At 59.5% G+C, this 22,780-nt stretch carries 22 protein-coding genes and 1 tRNA gene; 18 read left to right on the forward strand and 5 right to left on the reverse strand.

Features of this window, described 5'->3' with window-relative positions; all coding sequences use genetic code 11:
- Positions 1–27 precede the first annotated feature (27 nt).
- The 8 genes from scpB to ACQZ6F_RS16820 all read left to right on the forward strand — a co-directional run bounded on the left by scpB (position 28) and on the right by ACQZ6F_RS16820 (position 7,402).
- Positions 28–720, forward strand: a complete 693-nt coding sequence (gene scpB, locus ACQZ6F_RS16785; protein ID WP_449093696.1) for an SMC-Scp complex subunit ScpB — start codon at positions 28–30, stop codon at positions 718–720.
- A gap of 255 nt (positions 721–975) precedes the next feature.
- Positions 976–1,197, forward strand: coding sequence for a twin-arginine translocase TatA/TatE family subunit (locus ACQZ6F_RS16790; RefSeq protein ID WP_068386228.1), 222 nt, complete (start codon positions 976–978; stop codon positions 1,195–1,197).
- A 54-nt stretch (positions 1,198–1,251) separates the two neighbouring features.
- Complete coding sequence (gene tatB, locus ACQZ6F_RS16795; RefSeq protein WP_449093314.1) at positions 1,252–1,920, forward strand: Sec-independent protein translocase protein TatB; 669 nt, start codon at positions 1,252–1,254, stop codon at positions 1,918–1,920.
- Positions 1,917–2,744: a twin-arginine translocase subunit TatC gene (tatC, locus tag ACQZ6F_RS16800; RefSeq protein ID WP_449093313.1), complete on the forward strand. Its 828-nt coding sequence runs from the start codon at positions 1,917–1,919 to the stop codon at positions 2,742–2,744. The genes tatB and tatC overlap by 4 nt, the downstream gene beginning before the upstream one ends.
- Before the next feature lie 99 nt (positions 2,745–2,843).
- Entirely contained in the window at positions 2,844–4,127 is a 1,284-nt protein-coding gene (gene serS / locus ACQZ6F_RS16805) for a serine--tRNA ligase (protein WP_449093312.1), read from the forward strand.
- Between the two features lie 19 nt (positions 4,128–4,146).
- Positions 4,147–4,911 (forward strand): 5'/3'-nucleotidase SurE, encoded by a 765-nt coding sequence (gene surE, locus ACQZ6F_RS16810; RefSeq protein ID WP_077469792.1) that lies wholly within the window; start codon positions 4,147–4,149, stop codon positions 4,909–4,911.
- A gap of 4 nt (positions 4,912–4,915) precedes the next feature.
- Positions 4,916–5,569 carry a protein-L-isoaspartate(D-aspartate) O-methyltransferase gene (locus ACQZ6F_RS16815; protein WP_077469793.1) on the forward strand — a complete coding sequence of 218 codons (654 nt, stop codon included), beginning with the start codon at positions 4,916–4,918 and terminating at the stop codon, positions 5,567–5,569.
- 168 nt (positions 5,570–5,737) lie between these two features.
- Positions 5,738–7,402, forward strand: coding sequence for a peptidoglycan DD-metalloendopeptidase family protein (locus tag ACQZ6F_RS16820; protein ID WP_449093311.1), 1,665 nt, complete (start codon positions 5,738–5,740; stop codon positions 7,400–7,402).
- Positions 7,403–7,479: 77 nt separating this feature from the next.
- On the opposite strand, the gene ACQZ6F_RS16825 is transcribed toward ACQZ6F_RS16820, so the two are convergent.
- On the reverse strand, positions 7,480–8,352 hold the full coding sequence (locus ACQZ6F_RS16825) for an ATP-binding protein (RefSeq protein ID WP_449093310.1): 873 nt from the start codon (positions 8,350–8,352) through the stop codon (positions 7,480–7,482).
- 207 nt (positions 8,353–8,559) lie between these two features.
- Between ACQZ6F_RS16825 and yajC the strand changes: the two genes are divergently transcribed.
- The 5 genes from yajC to ACQZ6F_RS16850 all read left to right on the forward strand — a co-directional run bounded on the left by yajC (position 8,560) and on the right by ACQZ6F_RS16850 (position 13,418).
- Positions 8,560–8,907, forward strand: a complete 348-nt coding sequence (yajC, locus tag ACQZ6F_RS16830) for a preprotein translocase subunit YajC (protein WP_068386251.1) — start codon at positions 8,560–8,562, stop codon at positions 8,905–8,907.
- 158 nt (positions 8,908–9,065) lie between these two features.
- Positions 9,066–11,609, forward strand: a complete 2,544-nt coding sequence (gene secDF / locus ACQZ6F_RS16835; RefSeq protein ID WP_449093309.1) for a protein translocase subunit SecDF — start codon at positions 9,066–9,068, stop codon at positions 11,607–11,609.
- 4 nt (positions 11,610–11,613) lie between these two features.
- Positions 11,614–12,000 (forward strand): Mth938-like domain-containing protein, encoded by a 387-nt coding sequence (locus tag ACQZ6F_RS16840; protein ID WP_449093308.1) that lies wholly within the window; start codon positions 11,614–11,616, stop codon positions 11,998–12,000.
- Between the two features lie 17 nt (positions 12,001–12,017).
- On the forward strand, positions 12,018–12,878 hold the full coding sequence (locus ACQZ6F_RS16845; protein ID WP_449093307.1) for a phytoene/squalene synthase family protein: 861 nt from the start codon (positions 12,018–12,020) through the stop codon (positions 12,876–12,878).
- A gap of 78 nt (positions 12,879–12,956) precedes the next feature.
- Positions 12,957–13,418, forward strand: coding sequence for a hypothetical protein (locus ACQZ6F_RS16850; protein WP_449093306.1), 462 nt, complete (start codon positions 12,957–12,959; stop codon positions 13,416–13,418).
- Positions 13,419–13,424: 6 nt separating this feature from the next.
- Here the strand turns inward: ACQZ6F_RS16850 and trmFO are convergent, their stop codons facing one another.
- The 3 genes from trmFO to ACQZ6F_RS16865 form a co-directional block, all read right to left on the reverse strand.
- The gene (gene trmFO / locus ACQZ6F_RS16855; RefSeq protein ID WP_077469927.1) at positions 13,425–14,861 is read right to left on the reverse strand and encodes a methylenetetrahydrofolate--tRNA-(uracil(54)-C(5))-methyltransferase (FADH(2)-oxidizing) TrmFO; all 1,437 of its coding nucleotides are present in this window, start codon (positions 14,859–14,861) and stop codon (positions 13,425–13,427) included.
- A gap of 130 nt (positions 14,862–14,991) precedes the next feature.
- Complete coding sequence (locus tag ACQZ6F_RS16860; protein WP_015339701.1) at positions 14,992–15,135, reverse strand: DUF1127 domain-containing protein; 144 nt, start codon at positions 15,133–15,135, stop codon at positions 14,992–14,994.
- A 301-nt stretch (positions 15,136–15,436) separates the two neighbouring features.
- Positions 15,437–15,583, reverse strand: a complete 147-nt coding sequence (locus ACQZ6F_RS16865; protein WP_015339702.1) for a DUF1127 domain-containing protein — start codon at positions 15,581–15,583, stop codon at positions 15,437–15,439.
- Positions 15,584–16,472: 889 nt separating this feature from the next.
- On the opposite strand from ACQZ6F_RS16865, the gene ACQZ6F_RS16870 reads away from it, so the two are divergent.
- The 5 genes from ACQZ6F_RS16870 to ACQZ6F_RS16890 all read left to right on the forward strand — a co-directional run bounded on the left by ACQZ6F_RS16870 (position 16,473) and on the right by ACQZ6F_RS16890 (position 21,300).
- A complete protein-coding gene (locus ACQZ6F_RS16870) occupies positions 16,473–17,612 on the forward strand; it encodes a DUF2157 domain-containing protein (protein WP_449093305.1) in 1,140 nt (379 codons plus the stop codon).
- On the forward strand, positions 17,609–18,226 hold the full coding sequence (locus ACQZ6F_RS16875) for a GDYXXLXY domain-containing protein (RefSeq protein ID WP_449093304.1): 618 nt from the start codon (positions 17,609–17,611) through the stop codon (positions 18,224–18,226). The genes ACQZ6F_RS16870 and ACQZ6F_RS16875 overlap by 4 nt, the downstream gene beginning before the upstream one ends.
- 144 nt (positions 18,227–18,370) lie before the next feature.
- A tRNA-Leu gene (locus ACQZ6F_RS16880) sits at positions 18,371–18,455 on the forward strand.
- A 277-nt stretch (positions 18,456–18,732) separates the two neighbouring features.
- Complete coding sequence (tig, locus tag ACQZ6F_RS16885; RefSeq protein WP_449093303.1) at positions 18,733–20,220, forward strand: trigger factor; 1,488 nt, start codon at positions 18,733–18,735, stop codon at positions 20,218–20,220.
- Between the two features lie 366 nt (positions 20,221–20,586).
- A complete protein-coding gene (locus tag ACQZ6F_RS16890; protein ID WP_449093302.1) occupies positions 20,587–21,300 on the forward strand; it encodes an HAD family hydrolase in 714 nt (237 codons plus the stop codon).
- 4 nt (positions 21,301–21,304) lie between these two features.
- Here ACQZ6F_RS16890 and sthA read toward each other — a convergent pair whose 3' ends face one another.
- On the reverse strand, positions 21,305–22,708 hold the full coding sequence (gene sthA, locus ACQZ6F_RS16895) for a Si-specific NAD(P)(+) transhydrogenase (RefSeq protein ID WP_449093301.1): 1,404 nt from the start codon (positions 22,706–22,708) through the stop codon (positions 21,305–21,307).
- Positions 22,709–22,780: the final 72 nt, after the last annotated feature.

The raw sequence follows: 22,780 nt of genomic DNA on the forward strand, positions 1-22,780 counted from the left end.
ACCGAGCCGCAGGACGATCAGCAGAGCATGGAATACGAGACGACCACGCCCGAGATCGACGATCGTCGCGTCGGCGAGGCGGAGCGCATTGCCGAAGCGCTGGTTTTTGCTTCGGCTCAACCGGTCTCCGAAGCGTTCATTGCCGAGCGTGTTGGCGATGGCATTGATGTTGCTGCCGTGATGCAGAAACTTAAGGCCGATTATGCGATGCGCGGCGTCAACCTCGTGCAGGTGGATGGCGCCTGGGCTTTCCGGACGGCCGCCGATCTCTCATTCGTGATCCGGCGCGATGACAGCGAGGTACGCAAGCTCTCCCGTGCCGCCCTGGAAGTGCTTGCCATCATCGCCTATCACCAGCCGGTGACGCGCGCTGAGATCGAAGATATCAGAGGCGTACAGACGTCAAAGGGCACGCTCGACGTTTTGATGGAATCGGGCTGGGTTCGCTTCCGTGGTCGCCGACGCACCCCCGGCCGGCCGGTCACACTCGGCACCACGCGTGATTTTCTCGATCATTTCGGCCTAGAGGAGCTGCGCGATCTGCCCGGTCTCGAAGAGTTGAAGGGCGCGGGGCTTCTGTCTGGCCGCATCCCCGCCAATTTCAATATCCCATCCCCCTTGATGAGCGACGAACTCACCGAGGATGAAGATCCGATCACGCATCTGGATCTGGAGGAGCTCGGTCTGCTACCGCCCAGTGGAGCGACTTCGGGCGATTGAAGCTGATATCGGCGCCTCCGGCGGTTGATCGCGCCGGGTTTGGCTCCAGCGAATTTCTTTCAGGAACCGGTAGCCGGTCTCTCTTTCGCCATCAGCAGATGCGAATATAGAAATCATCCCCTTGAGTTGGAGACGTTTGGTCGCCGCTATCGGCGTTCCACATCCTGATATACGTGGATGTACCGAATTTTGTTGTTTGAAAAACATCAATAAACGTCTTACATCGGGATGACATTGAAATCGGGAGTTATCGCAATGGGTTCTCTAAGCATATGGCACTGGCTCATCGTCCTGGCCATCGCGCTGTTGTTGTTCGGCCGTGGAAAGATCCCGGAACTGATGGGTGACGTCGCCAAGGGTATCAAGAGCTTCAAAAAAGGCATGAACGACGACGAGGATACTTCGGCCCAGCCGCAGCCGACCTCGGCGACGACGACGTCCCGCACGGTCGAGCACAAGGCTGACGAAACGAAGTAAACATGTCGGGCAGGCGGAGGCCGAAAGGCTTGCCGTTGGCCCAGGAGCCTTTGCATGTTCGATATAGGCTGGTCCGAGCTGGTAATTATTGCCGTCGTGGCCTTGGTGGTCATTGGTCCAAAGGAGCTTCCAGCAACCTTGCGGACCATCGGCAAGATGACGGCGAGAGCCCGGAAGGTCGCGGGTGATTTCCGCGCGCAGTTCGACGAGGCCATGCGCGAGGCAGAGCTGGACGACGTGCGCCAGACGATCTCGGATGCCCAGAAGCTCAATCCGGTCAATTCATTGCGTGAAGCCATGAATCCGCTGCGCGAAATGGGCAACGAGATAAAGGCTGATCTGCAGCGTTCGGCGACGCCGGATAAACCGGCCGTTGCTGCCACACCCTTGCCGGACGAGCCGGTGCCGGGTGTATCGACAGGCTTGCCCGAAGCGCTTTCCGCGGCCTCCGCGCCGAGCAATCCGCCGCCGGTCGCCGCCCCCACGCCGCAACCGGTCGCCGTTGCGAGCGAGACTGCTGTAAAGCCGAGGAAGCCGCGCGCCAAGCCGGCTGCAAAGGTCGATGATGTCGCCGCGGCAGCAGTCCAGACACCCGTCGTTACCGAAAAACCCAAGCGCGCGCCACGCAAGGTCGCCGTCGCTGCCGTAGAGAAAACGCCTGCAGCTCCCAGCAAGCGCGCTACAGCAAGCAAGACAACGCCGAAAAAGAAGGACCAGGCATGACGGGTGATATCAACGATAAGCCGCAGCCGCTTATCGAACACCTCATGGAACTGCGTTCGCGACTGATCTGGTCGCTGGTGGCGTTCTTCATCGCCTTTATCGGATGCTTTGCCGTGGCGAAGCATCTGTTCAATTATCTGGTCTATCCCTACAAATGGGCTGTGGTCTGGGCCGGGCTCGATCTCAGCAAGGCCGAGTTGATCTATACCGCGCCGCAGGAATTCTTCTTCACCCAGGTGAAGGTCGCCATGTTCGGCGCGCTGGTCATCGCCTTCCCGATCATCGCCGCCCAGATCTACAAGTTCGTGGCGCCTGGCCTCTACAAGAACGAGCGCGCGGCATTCCTGCCGTTTCTGATCGCCTCGCCGGTGCTGTTTCTCATGGGCGCGGCGCTCGTCTATTTCTTCTTCTGCCCCATGGTCATGTGGTTCTTCCTGAAGATGCAGCAGGCGCCGGCCGATGGCCAGGTGGGCATCGCGTTGTTGCCTAAGGTCTCGGAATATCTGAGCCTGATCATGACACTGGTCCTTTCCTTCGGCCTCGTCTTTCAGCTGCCCGTCATCACGACGCTGCTGGCCCGTGTCGGCCTGGTGAGCTCGGCCTGGCTTGCGCAGAAGCGCAAATTCGCGATCGTCTTCGCCTTCATCGTCGCCGCCGTGCTGACGCCGCCGGATCCGATGTCTCAGATCGGCCTTGCAGTGCCGACGATCCTTCTCTACGAGATTTCCATCTACGCGGCGCGACTCGTGGAACGCCAGCGTGCCCGGCAGACGCTTGAAGAGAATGACGAGACGTCCGATGTCGCCAAGACGGATAATGTCTGAGCGACGGATCATGATCGTTCTTCCATAGAGGTTGCCGGATCGATCTCCGACCGATATTTCGGTCGGAGCTATAGTCATGTGTAACGACCTGGAACGACGATGCTTGATATCAAATGGATTCGTGAGAATGCCGAGGCCCTCGATGCAGCGCTTGCCAAGCGCAGTGCGGAGCCTCTGTCGCAAGGCCTCATCGCGCTCGACGAGAAGCGCCGCTCCGTTGTTCAGTCCGTCCAGGATATGCAGTCCCGCCGCAACGCCGCCTCGAAGGAGATCGGCGCGGCCATGGGGCAAAAGAACACCGAGCTTGCCGAAAGACTGAAGGCAGAAGTCGCCGACATCAAGACTTCGCTGCCTGCCGCGGAAGAGCAGGAGCGCGTGCTGACGGCCGAGCTTAACGACGCGCTGTCACGCATTCCGAACATCCCGCTTGACGATGTGCCTGTCGGCAAGGACGAGCACGACAATGTCGTCAAACATGCCTGGGGCGCCAAGCCGACCTGGAACCATCCGCCGAAAGAGCATTTCGACATCGGCGAAGAGCTCGGCTACATGGATTTCGAGCGCGCCGCGAAGCTTTCCGGTTCGCGCTTCACGGTGCTGACCTCGCAGCTGGCGCGCCTTGAGCGGGCGCTCGGCCAGTTCATGCTCGATCTCCATACCAGCGAGCATGGGTATACCGAAGTCAGCGCGCCATTGCTGGTGCGTGACGAAGCCCTGTTCGGTACGAACCAGTTGCCGAAATTCGCCGAAGATCTTTTCAAGACCACGGACGGGCGCTGGCTGATCCCGACAGCCGAAGTGACCCTCACCAATCTGGTCTCCGGCGAAATTCTCGATCAGGAGAAGCTGCCGCTTCGCTTCACGGCGCTGACGCCGTCCTTCCGCTCGGAAGCGGGCTCCGCTGGCCGCGATACGCGCGGCATGCTGCGCCAGCATCAGTTCTGGAAGTGCGAGCTGGTGTCGATCACCGACGCCGAAAGCTCCATTGTCGAGCACGAGCGCATGACGGCCTGTGCCGAGGAGGTGCTGAAACGCCTTGGTCTGCATTACCGCCTCATGACGTTGTCGACGGGCGATATGGGCTTTGGCGCCCGCAAGACCTATGACCTCGAAGTCTGGCTGCCGGGGCAGGATACCTATCGCGAAATCTCGTCCTGCTCGGTCTGCGGTGATTTTCAGGCCCGGCGCATGAATGCGCGCTATCGCGGCAAGGACGACAAGGGCACGAAGTTCGTTCACACACTGAACGGCTCCGGCACGGCCGTCGGTCGCTGCCTGATCGCGGTCCTTGAGAATTATCTGAACGCCGATGGCTCCGTCACTGTCCCGGACGCACTGCTGCCATATATGGGTGGTGTGAAGAGGATCGAGAAAGCGGCATAAATAACAAGGCGGTGGGGCGATGCGCATACTTCTGACCAATGACGATGGCATTCACGCCGAAGGGCTGGCCGCATTGGAACGTATCGCCCGCACGCTGTCTGACGACGTCTGGGTCGTGGCACCCGAGACCGATCAGAGCGGCCTTGCTCATTCGCTCAGCCTTTCCGAGCCGCTGCGCATGCGCAAGGTTTCCGACAAGCATTTCGCGCTGCGCGGTACCCCGACCGATTGCGTCATCATGGCTATCCGCCAGGTTCTGGACAGGAAACCGGATATCATTCTCTCGGGTGTCAATTCCGGCTCGAACGTCGCCGATGATGTCACCTATTCCGGAACCATCGCCGGCGCGATCGAAGGCACGCTGCAGGGTGTTCGTTCCTTTGCACTGAGCCAGGCTTATGTCTACGAAAACGGCGCCCGGATCGTCCCTTGGGACGTGGCCGAAGCCCATGCACCGGCGCTGCTCGGCAAATTGTTGAATGTGGATCTGCCTGACGGCACGTTCCTGAACCTGAATTTCCCGAATTGCCGCCCGGATGATGTCGCCGGGACGGAAGTGACGGCACAAGGCAACCTTGCCTTCAACGTTCAGGTGGAAGAGCGCGCCGACGGTCGTGGCTTTCCATATTATTGGCTGAAATTCGGCGAACGCAGCGGTATCTTCCGGCCGGGAACCGATATCCAGGCGTTGAAACAAAATCGGATTTCGGTAACGCCTTTGAAACTCGATCTGACGGATTATTCGGCGCAGGACCGCGTGGCGCGGGCGCTTGGTATGGAGTAGCGCATTGACACCTCGTTTGGTGGAAAAGGAAGGCTTTGCAGCCGTGGTTCTGCGGCTGCGGGCGGAAGGCATATTGGATATCGATCTGATGACGGCGGTCGAGCAGACGCCGCGCCTGCCTTTCGTGCCCGCGCAGTTCGTCGACGATGCCTATTCCAGCCGGACCATTCCCATCGAATGCGGTGCCTTCATGGAAGGTATGGATCTGGTCGTTCGCATTCTTCACAGCCTCAAGATCAAGCCGGGCCACAGGGTTCTTGAAATCGGAACCGGCAGTGGTTTTACCGCTGCAGTCATGGGGCGGATCGTCGAGCGGGTGCTGACGGTCGACCGCTACAAGACGCTGACGACGGCGGCGCAGCAGCGCATGGATGCGCTTGGGCTGCGCAATGTCATCATTCGCCAGGCCGACGGCAGCGCTGGGCTGCAGGGTGAGGGCACCTTCGACCGCATCCTGGTAACTGCCGCTTTCACGACCATGCCGCGCTTCTATGCCGAGCAGCTGGTGTCGGGCGGATCCATGATTGCACCACTCATCATGTCCGACGATGTTTGCCGTCTGGTGCGTCTGACGAAGACCGGCAGCCGATTCGAGCGCGAGGAACTGTTCGACGTTCCCTACCAACCGATCGTGCCGCTGCTCGCCTCCTATCTTTGAAACTCAAGCCGGCTTGATGCCGATGAAACGGCCGCAAGAGAGGCCGTCTCGTTTCTATGGTTAGCAATTCCTCAAAAATACACATGCCGCACCAGTGCTTTAACCGCATGGTAAGATTAACGCGCTTTAATCGACCCATAAACGGTTGCGTCTTAAGTGGGTCGAGTCATGGGTTTCAGTCTTTCTTCAAACTTCGGTAAATCGGCAGGGAAAGTCCTAGTGGCAATTCTTCTGGCGAGCACTGCAACGGCTTGTAGTTCAGACACAACCCGCTTCAGCGGGCTCTTCTCCAAAAACACGGATAATGTGACGACCGGTTCCATCAACCGGCGCAGTCTGAATGGTCCGGATGGCGATCCGGTGCCGAGGGCCGATGTTGCTCAGGCTGGCGGTTATGGTCAGCAGGATTATTCGCAGCAGAGCGCACCGGTAACGCAACCCTACCCGAATTCGCCGGCTCGCTATAATCCGTCCTACTCCAGCGCTCGGGCATCGACCGCGCCTGTCGCAATCCAGCGTTCCGATCTTGCGCCTCCCGGCGCATCGGCCGACGCCGGCCGTCCGCGCAATGGCTCCAGGGCCGAAAATGAAGCGATGGCCCAGCCATTCCCCGCTTCGCACAACAACAATGGTTCCCGCAATGCTCCGGCTCTTGCGCCTGACACATTGTCGACGGGTACGATCAAGACCGCCGCTGCGCCGCAAATGTCTCCGGGCTGGACCACGGTCAACGCTCCGAGCGTGACGCTGCATCAGGGCGAAAACATCGCGCTGCTGTCGCGCCGCTATGGTGTGCCGGAAAAGGAAATCCTGCGTGCAAACGGCTTGCGCAACGGCGCTGGCGCACAGCCAGGCCAGCAGATCGTCATCCCCACCATGAACGGTGCGGGCGCCTCCAGCCCGGCCAAGATGGCTTCGGAAGCCACCGATCTTTCCAAGGACGGCAAGATGCCCGGCCCGGGCAAGGCTCCGCAGCAAGATGCGCTTGCGCTGCCGTCCAACGGTCAGATGCGCGGCAAGTCCCAGGCTGGTCTTGCTGACCCGAACAAGCTTGCTGCCGGTAACGGCAAAGGTCCGGCACCGAAGGGTACCTATGTCGTCAAGCCGGGTGATTCTCTTGCCAGGATTGCTAAGGAAAGCGGCGTAACGGTTGCCGAATTGAAGCGGGCCAATAATATGAAGGCTGGCGATAGCGTTCGCATCGGTCAGGCCTTGGCATTGCCGCATGGTGGCGTCGCTGCTGCCGACCCGGTCAAGACGGCTTCCATCGAGCCGCAGAAGATTTCCGCCAAGCCGACTGCAGAGCCGGTTGCAAAGCAAGCGCCCAAGGTCGTCGCTCATGCAGACGCGCCAGCCGATACCTCCAAGCCGCAGGTGGTCGCTTCCGCTTCTCCGAGCCAGTCGATCAATGACGCGGCCAAATCCGACGCGCAGGCAGATGCGCCTGAGGCAACCGGTATCGGCAAATATCGCTGGCCGGTTCGTGGTGCGGTCATCGCCGGCTACGGTGCCAACGTCAACGGCAGCCGCAATGACGGTATCGACATCTCCGTTCCAGAGGGCACGCCGGTCAAGGCTGCCGAAAACGGCGTCGTCATCTATGCAGGCAACGGCCTGAAGGAGCTTGGCAATACGGTTCTCGTCCGTCACGACGACGGCACCGTCACGGTCTACGGCCACGCCGATGCGCTCAGCGTCACCCGCGGCCAAAAGGTTCAGCGCGGCCAGACGCTCGCAACCTCTGGCATGAGCGGCAATGTCAGCCAGCCGCAGCTACACTTCGAAGTCCGAAAGAATTCGGCTCCGATCAACCCGATGACGTTCCTTGAATAGGTAGTGCATCTCAAGGACTCTGCAAAAAGCCCGGTGATCACCGGGCTTTTTGTCGTTTGAGGCCTGGAGAGCTGAGATCAGTCCCGATCAAGCACGATACGCAGCCGTCCGGCCAGATCCTGGATATATTGCCAGGCGACGCGGCCAGATCGGGCGCCGCGCGTGGTTGCCCATTCCAGTGCCTCGTGGTGCATCCGCGCCCGATCGAGGTCCAGCTTGAAATGATCGGCATAGGCATCGATCATCACCAGATAGTCTTCCTGGCTGCACTTGTGGAAACCGAGCCAAAGGCCGAAGCGATCGGAAAGAGAGACCTTCTCCTCCACGGCCTCGGACGGATTAATCGCCGTCGATTGCTCGTTTTCCATCATATGCCGCGGCAGCAGATGCCGACGGTTGGACGTCGCGTAGAACAACACGTTGTCCGGCCGCCCCTCGACACCACCGTCCAGCGCTGCCTTCAGCGATTTGTATGCAGTATCGTCGTGATCGAAGGATAGGTCATCGCAGAAGATGATGATGCGGTGCGGCGCAGCCTTCAATATATCGAGCAGCACCGGCAGCGACGAGATATCTTCGCGATGCACCTCGATCAATTTGAGCGAGATGCCCGTGGCGCGGCGTACATCCTCGTGCACCGCCTTGACGAGCGAGGATTTGCCCATGCCGCGCGCGCCCCAGAGCAGGACGTTGTTGGCGGCAAAGCCGTCGGCAAAGCGCAGTGTGTTCTCGTGCAGAATATCGCGGACGTGATCGACGCCGCGAATGAGCGTGAGCGCCACCCGGTTTGGCCGCGGAACTGGTTGCAAATGGAGCCGGGTAGGCGCCCAGACGAAGCAGTCGGCAGCGTTCCAATCGTTGACAGCCGGAGCAGGGCCGGCCAGACGTTCAACCGCGTCGGCGAGGCGGCGGACTTCGGCAAGGATCAGGGCGTTTTGGTTTTCAGTCACCGTTTTCCTCCTGAATAATGATCAAGAAAGTCGTAGAATGCGCGCGCTGTCTTGCCGGGTATCATGCTCCATCCGGAGCTGAAAGGCTAAGAGACCGGGAAAACGGTACGGTTGGCGGCTGTTTTTGTTGCAATCGCCATGCGCGTAACTATATTCCGGCCACCTGACGCGGGGCCCGTTCCCGCTAGGAGTTCAAGGGAGTTCTCGATGTTTATTACCAACGCATATGCGCAGAGCGCGACAGATTCGGCAGCCGGTGTCTTCGGTGGTTCCGGTTTCGAAATGATCATCCTGTTTGTGCCGCTGATGGTCGTTTGGTATTTCCTTCTCATCCGTCCGCAGCGTGCGCAGGCAAAGAAGCGTGACGAAATCTTGAAGAACATTCGCCGCGGCGATCAGATCGTCACCAGCGGCATCGTCGGCAAGGTGACGAAGGTCATCGACGACAAGGAACTCGAAGTCGAGATTGCCGACGGCGTGCGCATCCGCGTCGTCCGCAGTGCGATTTCGGAAGTTCGCGTCAAGGGTGAGCCTGTCAAGGCTGACGCAGCGTAAGCTTCTCTCGTGCAGGCAGCTCGCCTGGCCTGTGCATGTCCTCGAAAATCGGAATCGACTTTCTTGATGGATTATGCACAAATTCAAGGTGTTACTGCGCCCGTCGCATTTCCTGCTAAAAGCGGGGCGCAGTAGAGAAGCCCAAACTCGAGAGAATGATGCTGCACGTCTCCTGGTGGAAGACCACCCTGATCTGGTTCGTCGTTCTCTTGAGCGTGCTACTTGCCGCTCCCAACCTGCTTGGCGAGCGCGCTCTTTCCTCTCTTCCGACATGGTGGGCGCACAGAAAGATCGAGCTCGGGCTCGATCTTCGCGGCGGCTCGCATCTCCTCCTCAAGATCGAACGGGATGATGTCGAGAAAGACCGCCTGGAAGCCATCGTTGGCGATGTCGGAACACGATTGCGCATCGTCAATGTCGCCTATTCCGGCCTGACCGGAACCGGCCGGAAAATCCAGCTTCGCATCAATGATCCCGCGCAGGTTCAGGCGGCGGTAACCGCATTGCGGCCGCTCACCACCGGCTCGGACAAGCCGGCCATCACGCTTTCCCAGGGTGACGCCGGCGCATTGACACTCGATATCACCGATGCGGATATCGACAGTCACGTGTCCGCGGCGGTTGCCCGGTCAATCCGGGTCATTCGCAACCGAATTGCACAGCTTGGGGTGGGCGAGCCTCTGATCCGCAGCCAGGGACGGGATCGCATCATCGTGCAGGTGCCTGATCTCGCAGATCCGCAGCGGTTGAAGAACCTGCTCGGTCAGCCAGCTCAGCTCAGCTTCCGCCTCGTCGATCAATCGATGACGGTCCAGAATGCCATGGATGGCCAGCCGCCGGCCGGCACCGACGTCATGTTTTCCGAAGATGACCCACCGGTCGGCTATCTCGTGCAGCGCCAGCCCATCCTCTCCAATGTGGATTTTGCCGACGCCGTTGCCGTGGTCAACAGCCAGAACAATGGTGGCACGACCTCCGTGAAGCTGACGCAGGAAGCGGCCCACCGGTTCGCGCAAGCAACCGCAAGCAATCTCGGCAGGGTCATCGTCGTCGTGCTTGATGATCAGGTTATCTCTGCTGCCGCACTGAAGACCGTGATCGCAACGGGCGAGGTTGATGTTCCAGGAGATTTCACGGCCCAAGGAGCCCAGGATCTGGCTGTGATGATCAAGAGCGGGCCTTTGCCCGCGACGTTGACAACGGTTGAGGAGCGGACCATCCAGCCGGGTCTCGGCGGTGAAACCGCGCGTTACGGCATCATAGCCTGCATCGCCGCCGCGGTTTTCGTCGCCGCCTTGATGATCGGCTTCTATCGTCTGCTCGGCATTGCAGCGACCATCGCGCTGATCATCAACATCATCATGGTGTTGGCGATCATGGGGTTGCTTGGCATAGCGCTGACGCTGCCGGGAGTCGCCGCTATCGTCCTGATCATCGGTATCGGGCTGGATGCCCTGGTGCTGATCTATGAGCGCGTGCGTGAGGAAGAAAAGAAGACGCATCTCCTCGTTGACGCGTTGCGCCATGGTTTCAACCGGGCGGCCGCGACCGTGGCCGATGCCAATCTGACCGTGCTTATCGTTGCGGCCATTCTTTTCTATGCCAGCAGCGGCTCGGTGCGTGGTTTCGCCGCGACCCTTATCATCGGCGTGTTCACCACTTTTTTCACCTCCTGCTTCGTGACGCGTTCGCTCATCGATATGTGGATATCGCACCGCAAGCCGCGCACCCTCCTGGTCGGTGTGCGCAGCGGCATTTTCGACAATGCCAACATCCGCTTCATGGGCATCCGGCGTTATACGTTCACGGTTTCCGCCGCCCTGTCGGTTGCAACACTTGTTGCCTTCGCGACGATCGGCATGCATCTCGGCATCGATTTCGCCGGCGGTTCCATCATCGAAGTTCGCGCCAAACAGGGCCTCGTGGACCCGGTAAATATCCAGTCACGTCTTCAGGATATCGTCCCGGGGGATGTGCGGGTCGAGCGGATCGCCGATCGCCTCGGCGCGGTCATCCGGGTGCATGCCCAGGAGGGGGGCGAAAATGCCGAGCAATCGGCCGTAACCCTTGTGCGCGAAGAATTGGGCAAGGATTACGATTTCTCCCGCGTGGAAGTGGTTGGTCCCGCTGTTTCCGGTGAAATCACCACGACGGCTTCTCTTGCCGTGCTGGCAGCCTTGATTGCAATTCTCGTTTACATATGGCTGCGCTTCGAGTGGCAGTTCGCAGTCGGCGCGATCATCGCGACGTTGCACGACGTCATCCTGACGCTCGGCCTCTTCGTTCTGACCGGCATGGAATTCAACATGACGAGTATCGCCGCGATCCTGACCATTGTCGGTTATTCGCTGAACGACACCGTTGTCGTCTATGACCGCATGCGCGAGAACCTCAAGCGCTATTCGCAGATGCCTTTGCCGATCCTGATCGACGCCTCCATCAATCAGACACTATCGCGGACCATTCTGACATCGGCGACGACGCTTCTGGCGCTGCTCGCGCTCTACATCTTCGGTGGCGAAGTGATCCGTGCCTTCACCTTCGTGCTGCTTTTCGGTGTCGCAGTCGGCACTTTTTCGTCGATTTATATTGCGGCGCCCGTGCTGATCCTGTTCAAGCTGCGGCCGGACAAGTTCCAAACCGGTGGTGAAAGCTCAGGCCCCGCCGCCGGCGACATTCAGTCAGGCAAACCAGCGGTGTGATACATTGGCAAAAGGTATAGAAATCCGGAAAGCGCATTTCCCCGGGCGCGCACCGATCGACGCTTACGGCAATGGCGGTTTCCGCTTCGCCGACATGTCGCATCGCGGCTCTCTGCTGTGCCTGCCTTCGGGCATTTACGGCTGGGACATGCTGTTGGGCGACGCGCTGACACCGGATCGCTTCCAGAAGGTGCTCGACGAGGCCGCACAGATCGAAGTCCTGCTTGTCGGCACCGGCATGGAACTGCGACCTCTGCCGGCTGATCTGAAGTCGGCCCTGCGCGCCCGGCAGATTTCCTCCGACCCGATGAGTACGGGAGCGGCTGTTCGCACGTTCAATATCATGTTGTCCGAGTCGCGTGCCGTCGCTGCTGCGCTGATTGCAGTTTGACCTCCGGATCACGCGACATGACGACATCAGCTACGCTGCGGAGCAATCGGGACATCTGCCTCGCCACGCTTCGAGATACCGATCGCGATCGTTATCTTGCCTGCCTGTTGGCGCCGGAGGAAAAGCGCCCGGCACTTGCCGCGCTTTACGCCTTCAATGCCGAATTGGCCCGCGTCCGCGACCTCGTGCATGAGCCATTGCCCGGCGAAGTGCGAATGCAATACTGGCGCGATCTCCTCGAAGGGCAGGCCCATGGCTCGAGCGAAGCCAATCCCATTGCCGCCGAACTTCTGACGACGATTGAACAATACCGCCTGCCGCGCCAGACGTTGATCGACATGATCGACGCGCGCATCTTCGATCTCTACGACGATCCGATGGAGACGCGTGGCAATTTGGAGGGTTATGCCGGGGAAACGGCGTCAGCCCTCATTCAGCTTGCGAGCCTGGTCCTGTCACCGGACGAGGCGAAGCGTTCCGCTGATATTGCCGGCCATGCCGGCGTCGCGCAGGCGATCGGCGGCTTGCTGCTGTTGATGCCGCTCCAGCGCCATCGCGGCCAACTCCACCTGCCGCTCGAGATTCTCGCAGCAACAGGCCTTGATCGGGATAGTTTCCTAGCCGGTGAGGACAAGGCACGCATTTCAGCCGCGATCGAGGCGTTCGCGGGTCTTGGCCGTGAGCATCTGGCCAAGGCGAGGGCGGCAGGCACGATACCGCCTGCGGTATTTCCAGCCTTCTTGCCCGTAACCCTTGCAGAGCCTGTCTTGAAAAAAGCGCAGAGATTGGGAGCCGGTCTCTTCGACCATCCACTGGCGCTGCCGCAATGGCGGCGGCAGATGCGCATGGCGCTGGCCTCTATTACAAAGAAAATCTAAAATAACATCACGCTCGCGCAAGTCTCGGCGTTTATGGAGATGGGCGGGCACTTGATTTATTTTTCAGGGGGAGCTGCCGTGGGCATTATCGTCTGGTGCGTACTTTTCGCGATTGTCGTCTTCTTCGCTTTCTTCGCGACGCGCATGGCTTCGCAGAACAAGGAAGACGGTCTGCACGATACCGGACTTGCGATCATCGAGTTCGGCCGCGCTTTCCCAACCGAGGCGATCAGGCAACTGCAGACGACAGCCAACGGGCAGGCGGTCTTTGTACGCCTGCATGACGACAAGGCTGGCTTCATGCGCAGCCTGCGAAATCATTTCAGCGTCCATCTGATCGAACCCGGCCGGGCGCATGCCAGGGATTCGGGCACTGGTCGTGGTCTGGCGGTCGAGTTTCTCGATGCCCCCCATCACAATGGAACGTTCGAATTCTCAACTCCGGCAGAAGCGGCGGAAGTCTCTCTTTGGCTGCTCGGCAATTATGTGGCTGGCGACAATGCCAAGCCGGCGCAGCTGATGCCGCCGGCCAAGGCCTGAGAGATCTCAGGCGCTTTCAGCAAGGGCAGGAGCCGGCAGGCCGAGCCATTGAGCGCAATCGCCAAGCGCGCGCTTGGCGATGAGCTGACGCTTCATGATGGTCTTGTCCTTGCCGCGAAAGCGCTTGATGCCTTCCGGTCTGACGATCGACCCCGGCTCCAACTCCGGGAAAAGCCCGAAATTGATGTTCATCGGCTGGAACGAACGCTTGCCTGGCTCCTCGTCGGAGACGATATGGCCGCCGGTGATGTGGTTAAGCAATGAGCCGAGCGCCGTCGTAGCCGGCGGGAGCGATGGTGTTTCGCCCTTGCGTTCCGCAGCGGCAAAGCGTCCGGCAAGCAGCCCGATGCTGGCGCTTTCGACATAGCCTTCGCAGCCGGTGATCTGACCGGCGAATCGCAGGCCCGGTCGCGACTTCAGCATCAGCGAGCGGTCGAGCAGCGTCGGGGAGTTGATGTAGGTGTTGCGATGCAGCCCGCCGAGCCGCGCGAATTCGGCATTCTCAAGGCCGGGAATCAGGCGAAAGATCTCTGCCTGTGCGCCATATTTCAACTTCGTCTGGAAGCCGACCATGTTGTAGAGCGTGCCGAGGGCATTGTCCTGGCGCAGCTGCACCACGGCATAGGCCTTGACTGTGGGGTTATGCGAGTTGGTGAGGCCCATCGGCTTCATCGGACCGTGGCGCAGCGTTTCGCGTCCGCGCTCGGCCATGACTTCGATCGGCAGGCAACCGTCGAAATAGGGCGTGCCTTCCCATTCCTTGAAGCCCACGGCGTCACCGGCAATCAGGGCATCGAGGAAGGCATTGTACTGGGCCTGGTCCATCGGGCAGTTGATATAGTCCTTACCCGTGCCGCCCGGCCCGACCTTGTCGTAGCGGGACTGATACCAGCAGATGTCCATATTGATGCTGTCGCGATAGACGATCGGCGCAATGGCGTCGAAAAAGGCAAGCGCATCGGCGCCCGTTTCGGCCTGGATGGCGCTGGCAAGACCGGGCGCGGTCAGCGGGCCGGTGGCGATGATCGCCTGGTCCCATTCTTCGGGCGGCAATCCCTGGATTTCCTCGCGGACAACGGTGATCAACGGATGGTTCGCGATCGCCTGGGTTACGGCTGCGGAAAAACCGTCGCGATCGACAGCAAGGGCTCCACCGGCCGGCACCTGATGTCGATCCGCGCACGCCATGATCAGCGAACCGGCCATGCGCATCTCTGCATGGATGACGCCGACCGCGTTGCTCGTGGCGTCGTCTGAGCGGAACGAGTTGGAGCACACCAGCTCGGCGAGATCGTCGGTCTTGTGTGCCTCGGTGCCGCGCACGCCACGCATCTCGTGCAGGATGACGGGCACGCCGGCGCTGGCGATCTGCCAGGCGGCTTCGGAGCCTGCAAGGCCGCCGCCGATGATGTGGATAGGGGAGTGAGAGCTGGTCTGTGTCATGCGCGCGTCATTATCACGGGCAGCGCGGCGATCCAATTGCTTTGCGCAATGACTGGAGCCGAAAATAGCGCTGGAATCAAAAACGGCGCCGAAAGGCGCCGTCTTGAGGCAGTCTGCAGTTCAATACCGATTAACGGAAAGAACGTGCAGCGATGTTGCGGATTTCGTAGCGGCTAACGCCGATGTCCGACAGGGTCTGGCTGGAGAGGTTGCCGAGTTCGTTCAGAGTGCGGCGGTAGCTGATCCAGTTCTTGGCAATGCGAAGCGGGTTCATGATCTTGTCCTCAGTATCTTGTTTGCGAGCGGTACGATTACCGCCTCAGCGCTTGCACCCTATATAGGCGTGAGAACGTGCTTTGTGCAGTGCAAAGAAAAGGCGCCTGCTATGCATTTGTGCAATATGACGCCCAAAAAGCCATCAATGCCTAAAATTTACATGCCTTGCGTGTCGCGAATAGCTCGGACTAGGTCGCATTATGCTGCAGCTGCACAATGGACAAAAAAGAACGCCCGTCGCGGTGGTCCGCAACGGGCGTTGAGAAGGCTTTCGCTATTGGGCGAAGCCTATCCGGCGATTAGCGGCCGGTGGCTTCGCGAGCAACGCGATGGATGTCAGCGCGGTCGATACCGAGGTCGTGCAGTTCACGCGAGCTCATGCGGCCGAGTTCGTTGACGGTCTGACGATACTTGCGCCAGTTGTTGAAAGAGCGGGTCAGGTTCATTTTAGTCCCTTTCGAGGATTTGAAGATCTCGCGGCCCAGTGATTGGTTCCGTCGTCGATCTGATGCCTCACTATATATGCTGCGCTGCGAGAACTAAAAAGCGCGAATGCTTCATGTCACCTATGCGTAAAGTGCAATCCTTGTAGGCGATCTGCCCAAGAAGATGGCTGCTTTATGTGCATATCGCGGCTGAACGAAGAATGCCCCGAAGAGCTCGTTCTCCGGCAAACCTCAGCTTTTCAAGGGCGGTTCTCCCGTTTGCCTGCATCCGGCCATGTTTTCGCCAGCCTTGCTATTTTCGGGTAGGTCCAATTGCTGAGGTGCGCCTTGCCGGAGATTTTTGATCGGCATGCTTTGGGCTCGATAGGTTTCGCGCCCGCACGACGCTTGCTGGCGTACGAGGGTGCATCGAGTGGCATATAAACGATTGAAACGGGCAAAAAAATAACGCCCACCGCGGGAGGAGGTGCGGCGGGCGTCATTTGTGGTGATTGACGACTGGGAGGAGGAGTGTCGTCAATCCATCGGAGCGCACTGGGAGGAGGAGTGTGCAGCTCCGAATTCTCTGTCAGGATTTACATCCTCAGGCTTGCTCCGATTTGCATCGGCCCGGCGCGCCATTGCCGTGTTTTGTTGGCTCATTAATAGTATGACTTTTTGATTTTGTGCAGCGCAATAATTTCATGGGAGATATGTCGTCTGCGCATGTCTTGCATGGGTATCTCGATACCGGTCCTTAGGATACTGAATGATCGCTTAATACTGTATTAACGAGAGACATATTCGTGTGGAAGGTGCTGGCGGCGCATACGCGCAAGCTCGGATCGATCGCCTGCCGTTTTGTGGTAATTCTTCTCTATGCGGAGAGTCGCATGGGTAGGGGGCCGGGATGTATAGAGGCAGGCTGGAGCGGGATCTGAAGATCTGGGTCGACAAGGGACTTGTCGATGCGACGGCGGCACAGGCTGTGCTGCGTGAATATGACGGACGCCAGACAAGCTTCAGCGCGGGGAGGGTGCTGACCATCCTGGCGGCTGTCCTTCTCGGCTTGGCGCTATTGCTGTTCATCTCCGCGAACTGGGAAGAGATCCCGAGGCTCGGGCGCCTTGTCGCTCTCTTTGCCATGATATGGGGCTTCTATCTAGGTGCCGCGAAGCTGCTGACTGCCGGGCGCTCTATATTGGCGGCAGCCTTGCTGATTCTCGGGACATTGAGCTTCGGCGGTGCCATGGCGCTCGTCGGTCAGATGTACAACATGTCCGGCGACGAACTGAGAATGATAATCGTGTGGTTCGCGGCGGCCTGCATTGTCGCCGCGCTCTTTCGCTCGAGCGCGCAGGTCGCACTGGCTGGCTTCCTCGCCTGGGCGTTTTGCGGTGCCTATCTCTGGGATCATTTTGATCGCTGGCAGGGCGTCATGCCGTGGGTGCCGCTTCTGATGGCCGCGGTCCTGATTGCGCTCGTCAGATATGTCGACGCGCCGAGAGCGAGACACTTCGCCTATCTGATCATCGTTGGGTGGCTGACCTGGCTTTTCGGCCTGCACGAGAGCCTGAATGCGGCAATCCTGTTCGCCGCCCTCGGAATGGCCGCCTTCCTTGCAGTCAGCATCCCGGCCTCGCCACTGATGCCTCTTGCGCGGACGGCGGGTGCGGCACCAGCCTTTTACGCCTTTCTTGTCGCCGCGATCGGTCTCTTTCTGGTCCACGCCGAAGTTAGCAACGAGACCTTTACGAATGATCTTTGGGAGAAAGATGCGCTTGCCCTCATCATTGTTGCCGTTGCGACGCTGGCAAGCTCTGTCATCGCAATCGCCCTTAGCGGTCGTGACAATGGTGCGGTACGCTTTCTCGCCTATTTCGTCTTCGCCTGCGAGATCCTCTATCTCGCCAGCGAAACGATCGGCTCGATCATCGGTACGGCGGGCTTCTTCCTGATTGCCGGTTTGTTGGTGGCGTTTGCCGCCTGGGTGGTCATCCGGTTGGAACGGCGCTTTTCCGGCAGTCGCGAGCAGGGGGCACAGGCATGAGTGATCTGGCTGAGAAGAATGCTGTTCTGAGTGGCCCGCATCGCTTCTGGATTGCCGCCATCATCGTTGCGGTCCTGCAGACGGCCGTGCTCGGCTATATGGTCGGCGAGCGGGCCTGGGGCCTGCGAAGCGGTGTCGAGGTTATCCTGAAGACAGCGCCGGTCGATCCGCGCGATCTTCTGCGCGGCGATTACGTGACCTTGAACTACGACATTTCGCGGGTTCCGATCTCGACACTGGTCGGCGGTGCGCCGAAGCAAAGTCTGACCGCCCAGATCCTGTCCGTTCGCCTGAAGAAACAGGATGACGGCTACTGGGGTATTGTCGAATCATCCTTTGGAGCGCTCGATCCCAAGCCCGACACGGTCGTGCTCAAAAGCCTGCCCGTCGATTATTTCTTTTATGCGGAGCAGACCGATGCGTCGCAGTCATTGATCTCGGTCGACTATGGCATTGAGCGCTATTATGTGCCCGAAGGTCAGGGGCACGACATCGAGAGCGCGCGCAATGAGAGCCGTGTCGCCATTGCGGCCCGCATCTCTTCCGATGGTGCTGCCCACATCAGGGCGCTGCTTCTTGACGGCAAACCGGTATACGAGGAGCCGCTTTATTGACGATGTTTGCCCGCCAAAACCGGATAAGCTTGCCCATGGTCGTGGAACCGTCATTTTTCCTTTGCGTGGTTTGAAACGGGTGATATAGAGACGCCGCGCTCCGGAAGGCCCCATGGGCAGGCATCGCCATGCGGTTTTGGGAACGCGGGTATGGTGAAATTGGTAGACACGCCAGATTTAGGTTCTGGTGCCGCAAGGCGTGGGAGTTCAAGTCTCTCTACCCGCACCAAGACGTCTTATGGACGGGGGAGGCTGAACAAGCTTGTCTTCCTACATGCCGCAGGACGCGCCATTTTGCCTAGGCATCCCGCTTTCGGATAGGGAGTGGATCAGATGCTTCGACTCGTAACGAGATAGGGCTGCCTCTTGCGCGTTCATTCGAAGGCGCGGCGCTCTTGGCAAAGTGACAGGGAATTGCATCCAAGCCACGCTCGGGATTTTCCGGCGTCGTGCTCATCGAAACGAACGGCTGTCTGGGCACGGCCGCCATGAATGAAGGTAGGACAATGCAGGTTATCGAAACGCTCGCTGAAGGGCTGAAGCGCGAAATCAAGGTGGTCATCCCCGCCAAGGACATGGAAGTTCGCATGAACGAACGCCTGGCCGAGGTCAAGGACAAGGTCCGCATCAACGGTTTCCGTCCGGGCAAGGTACCGGTTGCGCATCTGAAGAAGGTCTATGGCAAGTCCATCATGGCCGACCTCGTCAACGAGATCGTTCGCGACCAGCCGCCGGCAATCCTGACCGAGCGCGGCGAAAAGTCGGCAACCCAGCCGGAAATCGCCATGACCGAGGACAAGGACGAGGCAGAAAAGATCCTCGCTGCCGAAGCCGATTTCGAATTCACGCTTTCCTACGAAGTTATCCCGGCGATCGAACTGAAGTCCGTCAAGGGCATCAAGATCACGCGCGAAGTTGCTGAGATTGCCGAAGACGAAGTCACCGAGCAGATCCTCAAGATCGCCGAAAGCGCCCGCACCTACGAAACCAAGAAGGGCAAGGCCGCTGACGGCGACCGCGTCACCATCGATTACCTCGGCAAGGTCGACGGCGAAGCCTTCGACGGCGGCAAGGACGAAGACGCACAGCTCGTTCTCGGCTCCAACCGCTTCATCCCGGGCTTCGAAGAACAGCTCGTCGGCCTCAAAGCTGGCGATGAGAAGGTCATCACCGTAACCTTCCCGACCGACTATCCGGCCAAGAACCTCGCAGGCAAGGAAGCCACCTTCGACATCAACGTCAAGGAAGTCGCAGCTGCCGGCGAAATCGAGATCAACGACGAACTCGCCACCAAGCTCGGCCTCGAATCGGCTGATCGCCTGAAGGAAATCGTCCGCGGCCAGATCGAAAGCCAGTACGGCTCGGTTACGCGCCAGAAGGTCAAGCGTCAGATCCTCGACCAGCTCGACGAAATGTACCAGTTCGACACCCCGCAGAAGCTCGTCGAAGCCGAATTCGCCAGCATCTGGCGCCAGATCCAGACGGATCTTGCTGAATCGGGCAAGACCTTCGAAGACGAAGACACCACGGAAGAAAAGGCTCGCGAAGAGTACCGCAAGCTTGCCGAGCGCCGCGTTCGCCTCGGCCTCGTTCTCTCCGAAATCGGCGAGAAGGCCGGCGTCGAAGTCAGCGAAGACGAACTGCAGCGTGCGCTTTACTCGCAGCTCCAGCAGTTCCCGGGCCAGGAAAAGGAAATCCTGGAATTCTTCCGCAACACGCCTGGCGCTTCGGCCAACCTGCGCGCGCCGATCTTCGAAGAGAAGGTCATCGATCACCTGCTGACCGAAGTCGACGTCACGGACAAGACCGTTTCCAAGGAAGCGCTGCTGGCCGACGACGAAGCCGAAGACAAGCCGGCTGCCAAGAAGGCTGCTCCGAAGAAGAAGGCCGCTGCCAAGGCTGACGCGACCGAAGCTGCCGCCGACGGCGAAGAAGCCGCTCCGAAGAAGAAGGCTGCTCCGAAGAAGAAGGCTGCTGAAGACAGCGCCGAATAATCGGTTTTTCTTTCTGATTGAAATGAAGCCCTGCCGCTCGCGGCGGGGCTTTTTGTTGCAGTGACGAAAGGCCGTCTTGCTCTTCGAGGCGCCAGCCGCTTGGACAAATTCAGGCCCTCCGCTTCTCAGGGTGGGGACGGTTCATCGCGTGGAACGAAGCCTAGTCGATGTGCGTCTTGCCCAGAAGCTTAGCTCTTATAGTGAGGTGTGTAGGGCGGTTAGGCCAGAGCCCCGAACCACGAGGGCGAGTGGTGAATAGGTCACGCGATTCCGGACATCTGCACGAGCCGCCGTCGATTGCGATGGACATTTTTCACCTCCGTCATACGCTCCAACTGGAAAAGCAGCTCGGTGCGATAACCCAGGATGCAGGACGTGATTGAAGCGGTGATGTTTGACCTTGATGAAACCCTCATCGATCGGAGAGCGGCGCTGAGGGCGTTTCTGCCGGATCAATTCAAGCGGTTCGGGGATCAACTGCAGGGCGTGCCATTGCGGGCGTTCGAGGCAACTTTCTTTACATTGGAGAAGGAAGGCCTGGTCGACAAGCAAAAACTCTACCCGAGCTTGGCAGCAGCTCTGGATGTGGACAGTCATTGCGGAGCTCGCCTGCTTTCCGATTTTCAAACGCATTATCCGCATTTCGCCAGGCTATCGATTGGCGCTCTCGAAACGCTGGTAGCGTTGCGGGCGCGTGGTTTGAAGACGGCCATCATCAGCAACGGTCATACCAAAGTTCAATCCGCAAAAATTGAGATCACCGGGCTCAAAGACGCCGTCGACCTCGTTGTCATTTCGGAGGATGTCGGGCTGCGGAAGCCGGACCCGCGAATTTTTCGACTCGCCGCCGAACGGCTGGGCGTGGCGCCGGCACAGTGCATCTTCATAGGCGATAATCCGGAGGCGGATGTCCTGGGTGCAGAAGCATCTGGGATGACAGGCGTATTCTATGGTGACGGTGCGATCTGGCCAGACACACTGCCATTCCCGAAATACGGCATAGATACTCTCGACGAGGTTCTCCCCCTGATCGAAGCTGTTGCACGGGATCTGCCACGGTCGCCTGACGTCAGTTGGTAGCGGCTCAAATCTCCGACTTGATATCGCCCATGCGGTTCCAGGCATCCAGACCAGCGATCTTGTAGGCTTCAGCGAGCGTCGGATAGTTGAAGGTGTTCTCGACGAAATATTCGACGGTGCCCTTGAGGTTCAGCACCGCCTGGCCGATGTGGACGAGTTCGGTCGCGCCTTCGCCGACGATGTGGACGCCGAGCAGGCGGCGTGTCTTCAGCGAGAAGATCATCTTCAGAAGGCCGGTATCGAGGCCCATGATGTGGCCGCGCGAGGTCTCGCGGAAACGGGCGATGCCGCATTCATAGGCGATGTGTCGTTCCTTGACCTCTTCCTCGGTCAGGCCACAGGTGGAGATCTCAGGCACGGCGTAGATGCCGTAGGGGAAGTATTTCGGCGGCTCCTTGGCGATCGCACCGACAGCGACACGCGCGGCGATACGGCCCTGTTCCATTGAGGTGGAGGCAAGGCTCGGGAAGCCGACGACGTCGCCTGCGGCAAAGATATGCGGAACCTTGGTGGCGAAGGTTTCCGGATTGACGCTCAGACGGCCGCGCGCATCGGCCTCGAGGCCGGCGGCGGGGAGATTGAGCGTATCGGTCGCGCCCATGCGGCCGGCGGCAAACAGCACCATATCGGTGGTGAGGCGGCGGCCATTGTCGAGTGTCAGTTCGACCTTGCCGTTCTGATGGGTAACCTTGTCAGCCTTCTGGCCGAGGAACAGCTTCATGTTGCGATCGCGCAGCTGATAGGTGAAATCCTCGACAATCTCCTTGTCGATGAAGTCGAGCATGGTCGACTTCGGATCAATCAGCGTCACCTGCGTGTCGAGCGCACTGAAGATTGTAGCGTATTCGATGCCGATGACGCCGGCGCCGATCACGACCATCGAGCGCGGCAGCTCCTCAATTTCCAACAGCTCGTCGCTATCGAGAACCGTCTTGCCATCGAAGGGCATGTAATCGGGACGGAACGGCTTGGTGCCGACCGCGAGCAGGATGCTGGCGGCGGAAACGGTGACAACCTCGCCGTCATCCTTAACGACCTGCATGGTCTGGGGATCGACGAAGCTTGCCTTGCCGCGCATATGCTGAACGCGATTGCGCGCGAACTGGTGTTCCAGCACTTCGACTTCATGATCTAGGGTGATCAGCAGGCGGCGGCGCAGATCCTCTGCGCTGATTTCCTGCTTGACGCGATAGGCACGCCCATAGAAGCCGCGTTCGCGCCAGCCTGACAGGTTCAGCGCGGTTTCACGCAGCGTCTTGGAGGGGATAGTGCCGGTATGGACCGAAACGCCGCCGACGCGCTTGCCCTGCTCGATGACGAGCACCTTCTTGCCGAGCTTGGCAGCCTGAATGGCACCTCTGCGGCCGGCAGGGCCACTGCCCACGACTAGAAGATCGAATTGGTCCATCGGGAAGCCTCGGATGATTGGATAGGGAATCAATGTCGCAACGCAACATGCTGTCCGTCAACCGGTAGCTGC

It is taken from the genome of Rhizobium sp. A22-96, assembly GCF_053521805.1.

Bases quoted from the DNA above. Each gene is read 5' to 3' on its own strand.
- secDF (WP_449093309.1), top strand. From the start codon at position 9,066: ATGCTGCACGTCTCCTGGTGGAAGACCACCCTGATCTGGTTCGTCGTT.
- ACQZ6F_RS16870 (WP_449093305.1), top strand. From the start codon at position 16,473: ATGTATAGAGGCAGGCTGGAGCGGGATCTGAAGATCTGGGTCGACAAG.
- ACQZ6F_RS16860 (WP_015339701.1), bottom strand. From the start codon at position 15,135: ATGAACCCGCTTCGCATTGCCAAGAACTGGATCAGCTACCGCCGCACT.
- tig (WP_449093303.1), top strand. From the start codon at position 18,733: ATGCAGGTTATCGAAACGCTCGCTGAAGGGCTGAAGCGCGAAATCAAG.
- ACQZ6F_RS16875 (WP_449093304.1), top strand. From the start codon at position 17,609: ATGAGTGATCTGGCTGAGAAGAATGCTGTTCTGAGTGGCCCGCATCGC.
- ACQZ6F_RS16820 (WP_449093311.1), top strand. From the start codon at position 5,738: ATGGGTTTCAGTCTTTCTTCAAACTTCGGTAAATCGGCAGGGAAAGTC.
- ACQZ6F_RS16865 (WP_015339702.1), bottom strand. From the start codon at position 15,583: ATGAACCTGACCCGCTCTTTCAACAACTGGCGCAAGTATCGTCAGACC.
- tatC (WP_449093313.1), top strand. From the start codon at position 1,917: ATGACGGGTGATATCAACGATAAGCCGCAGCCGCTTATCGAACACCTC.
- ACQZ6F_RS16890 (WP_449093302.1), top strand. From the start codon at position 20,587: ATGCAGGACGTGATTGAAGCGGTGATGTTTGACCTTGATGAAACCCTC.
- ACQZ6F_RS16790 (WP_068386228.1), top strand. From the start codon at position 976: ATGGGTTCTCTAAGCATATGGCACTGGCTCATCGTCCTGGCCATCGCG.
- trmFO (WP_077469927.1), bottom strand. From the start codon at position 14,861: ATGACACAGACCAGCTCTCACTCCCCTATCCACATCATCGGCGGCGGC.
- scpB (WP_449093696.1), top strand. From the start codon at position 28: ATGGAATACGAGACGACCACGCCCGAGATCGACGATCGTCGCGTCGGC.
- surE (WP_077469792.1), top strand. From the start codon at position 4,147: ATGCGCATACTTCTGACCAATGACGATGGCATTCACGCCGAAGGGCTG.
- yajC (WP_068386251.1), top strand. From the start codon at position 8,560: ATGTTTATTACCAACGCATATGCGCAGAGCGCGACAGATTCGGCAGCC.
- ACQZ6F_RS16845 (WP_449093307.1), top strand. From the start codon at position 12,018: ATGACGACATCAGCTACGCTGCGGAGCAATCGGGACATCTGCCTCGCC.
- tatB (WP_449093314.1), top strand. From the start codon at position 1,252: ATGTTCGATATAGGCTGGTCCGAGCTGGTAATTATTGCCGTCGTGGCC.
- sthA (WP_449093301.1), bottom strand. From the start codon at position 22,708: ATGGACCAATTCGATCTTCTAGTCGTGGGCAGTGGCCCTGCCGGCCGC.
- serS (WP_449093312.1), top strand. From the start codon at position 2,844: ATGCTTGATATCAAATGGATTCGTGAGAATGCCGAGGCCCTCGATGCA.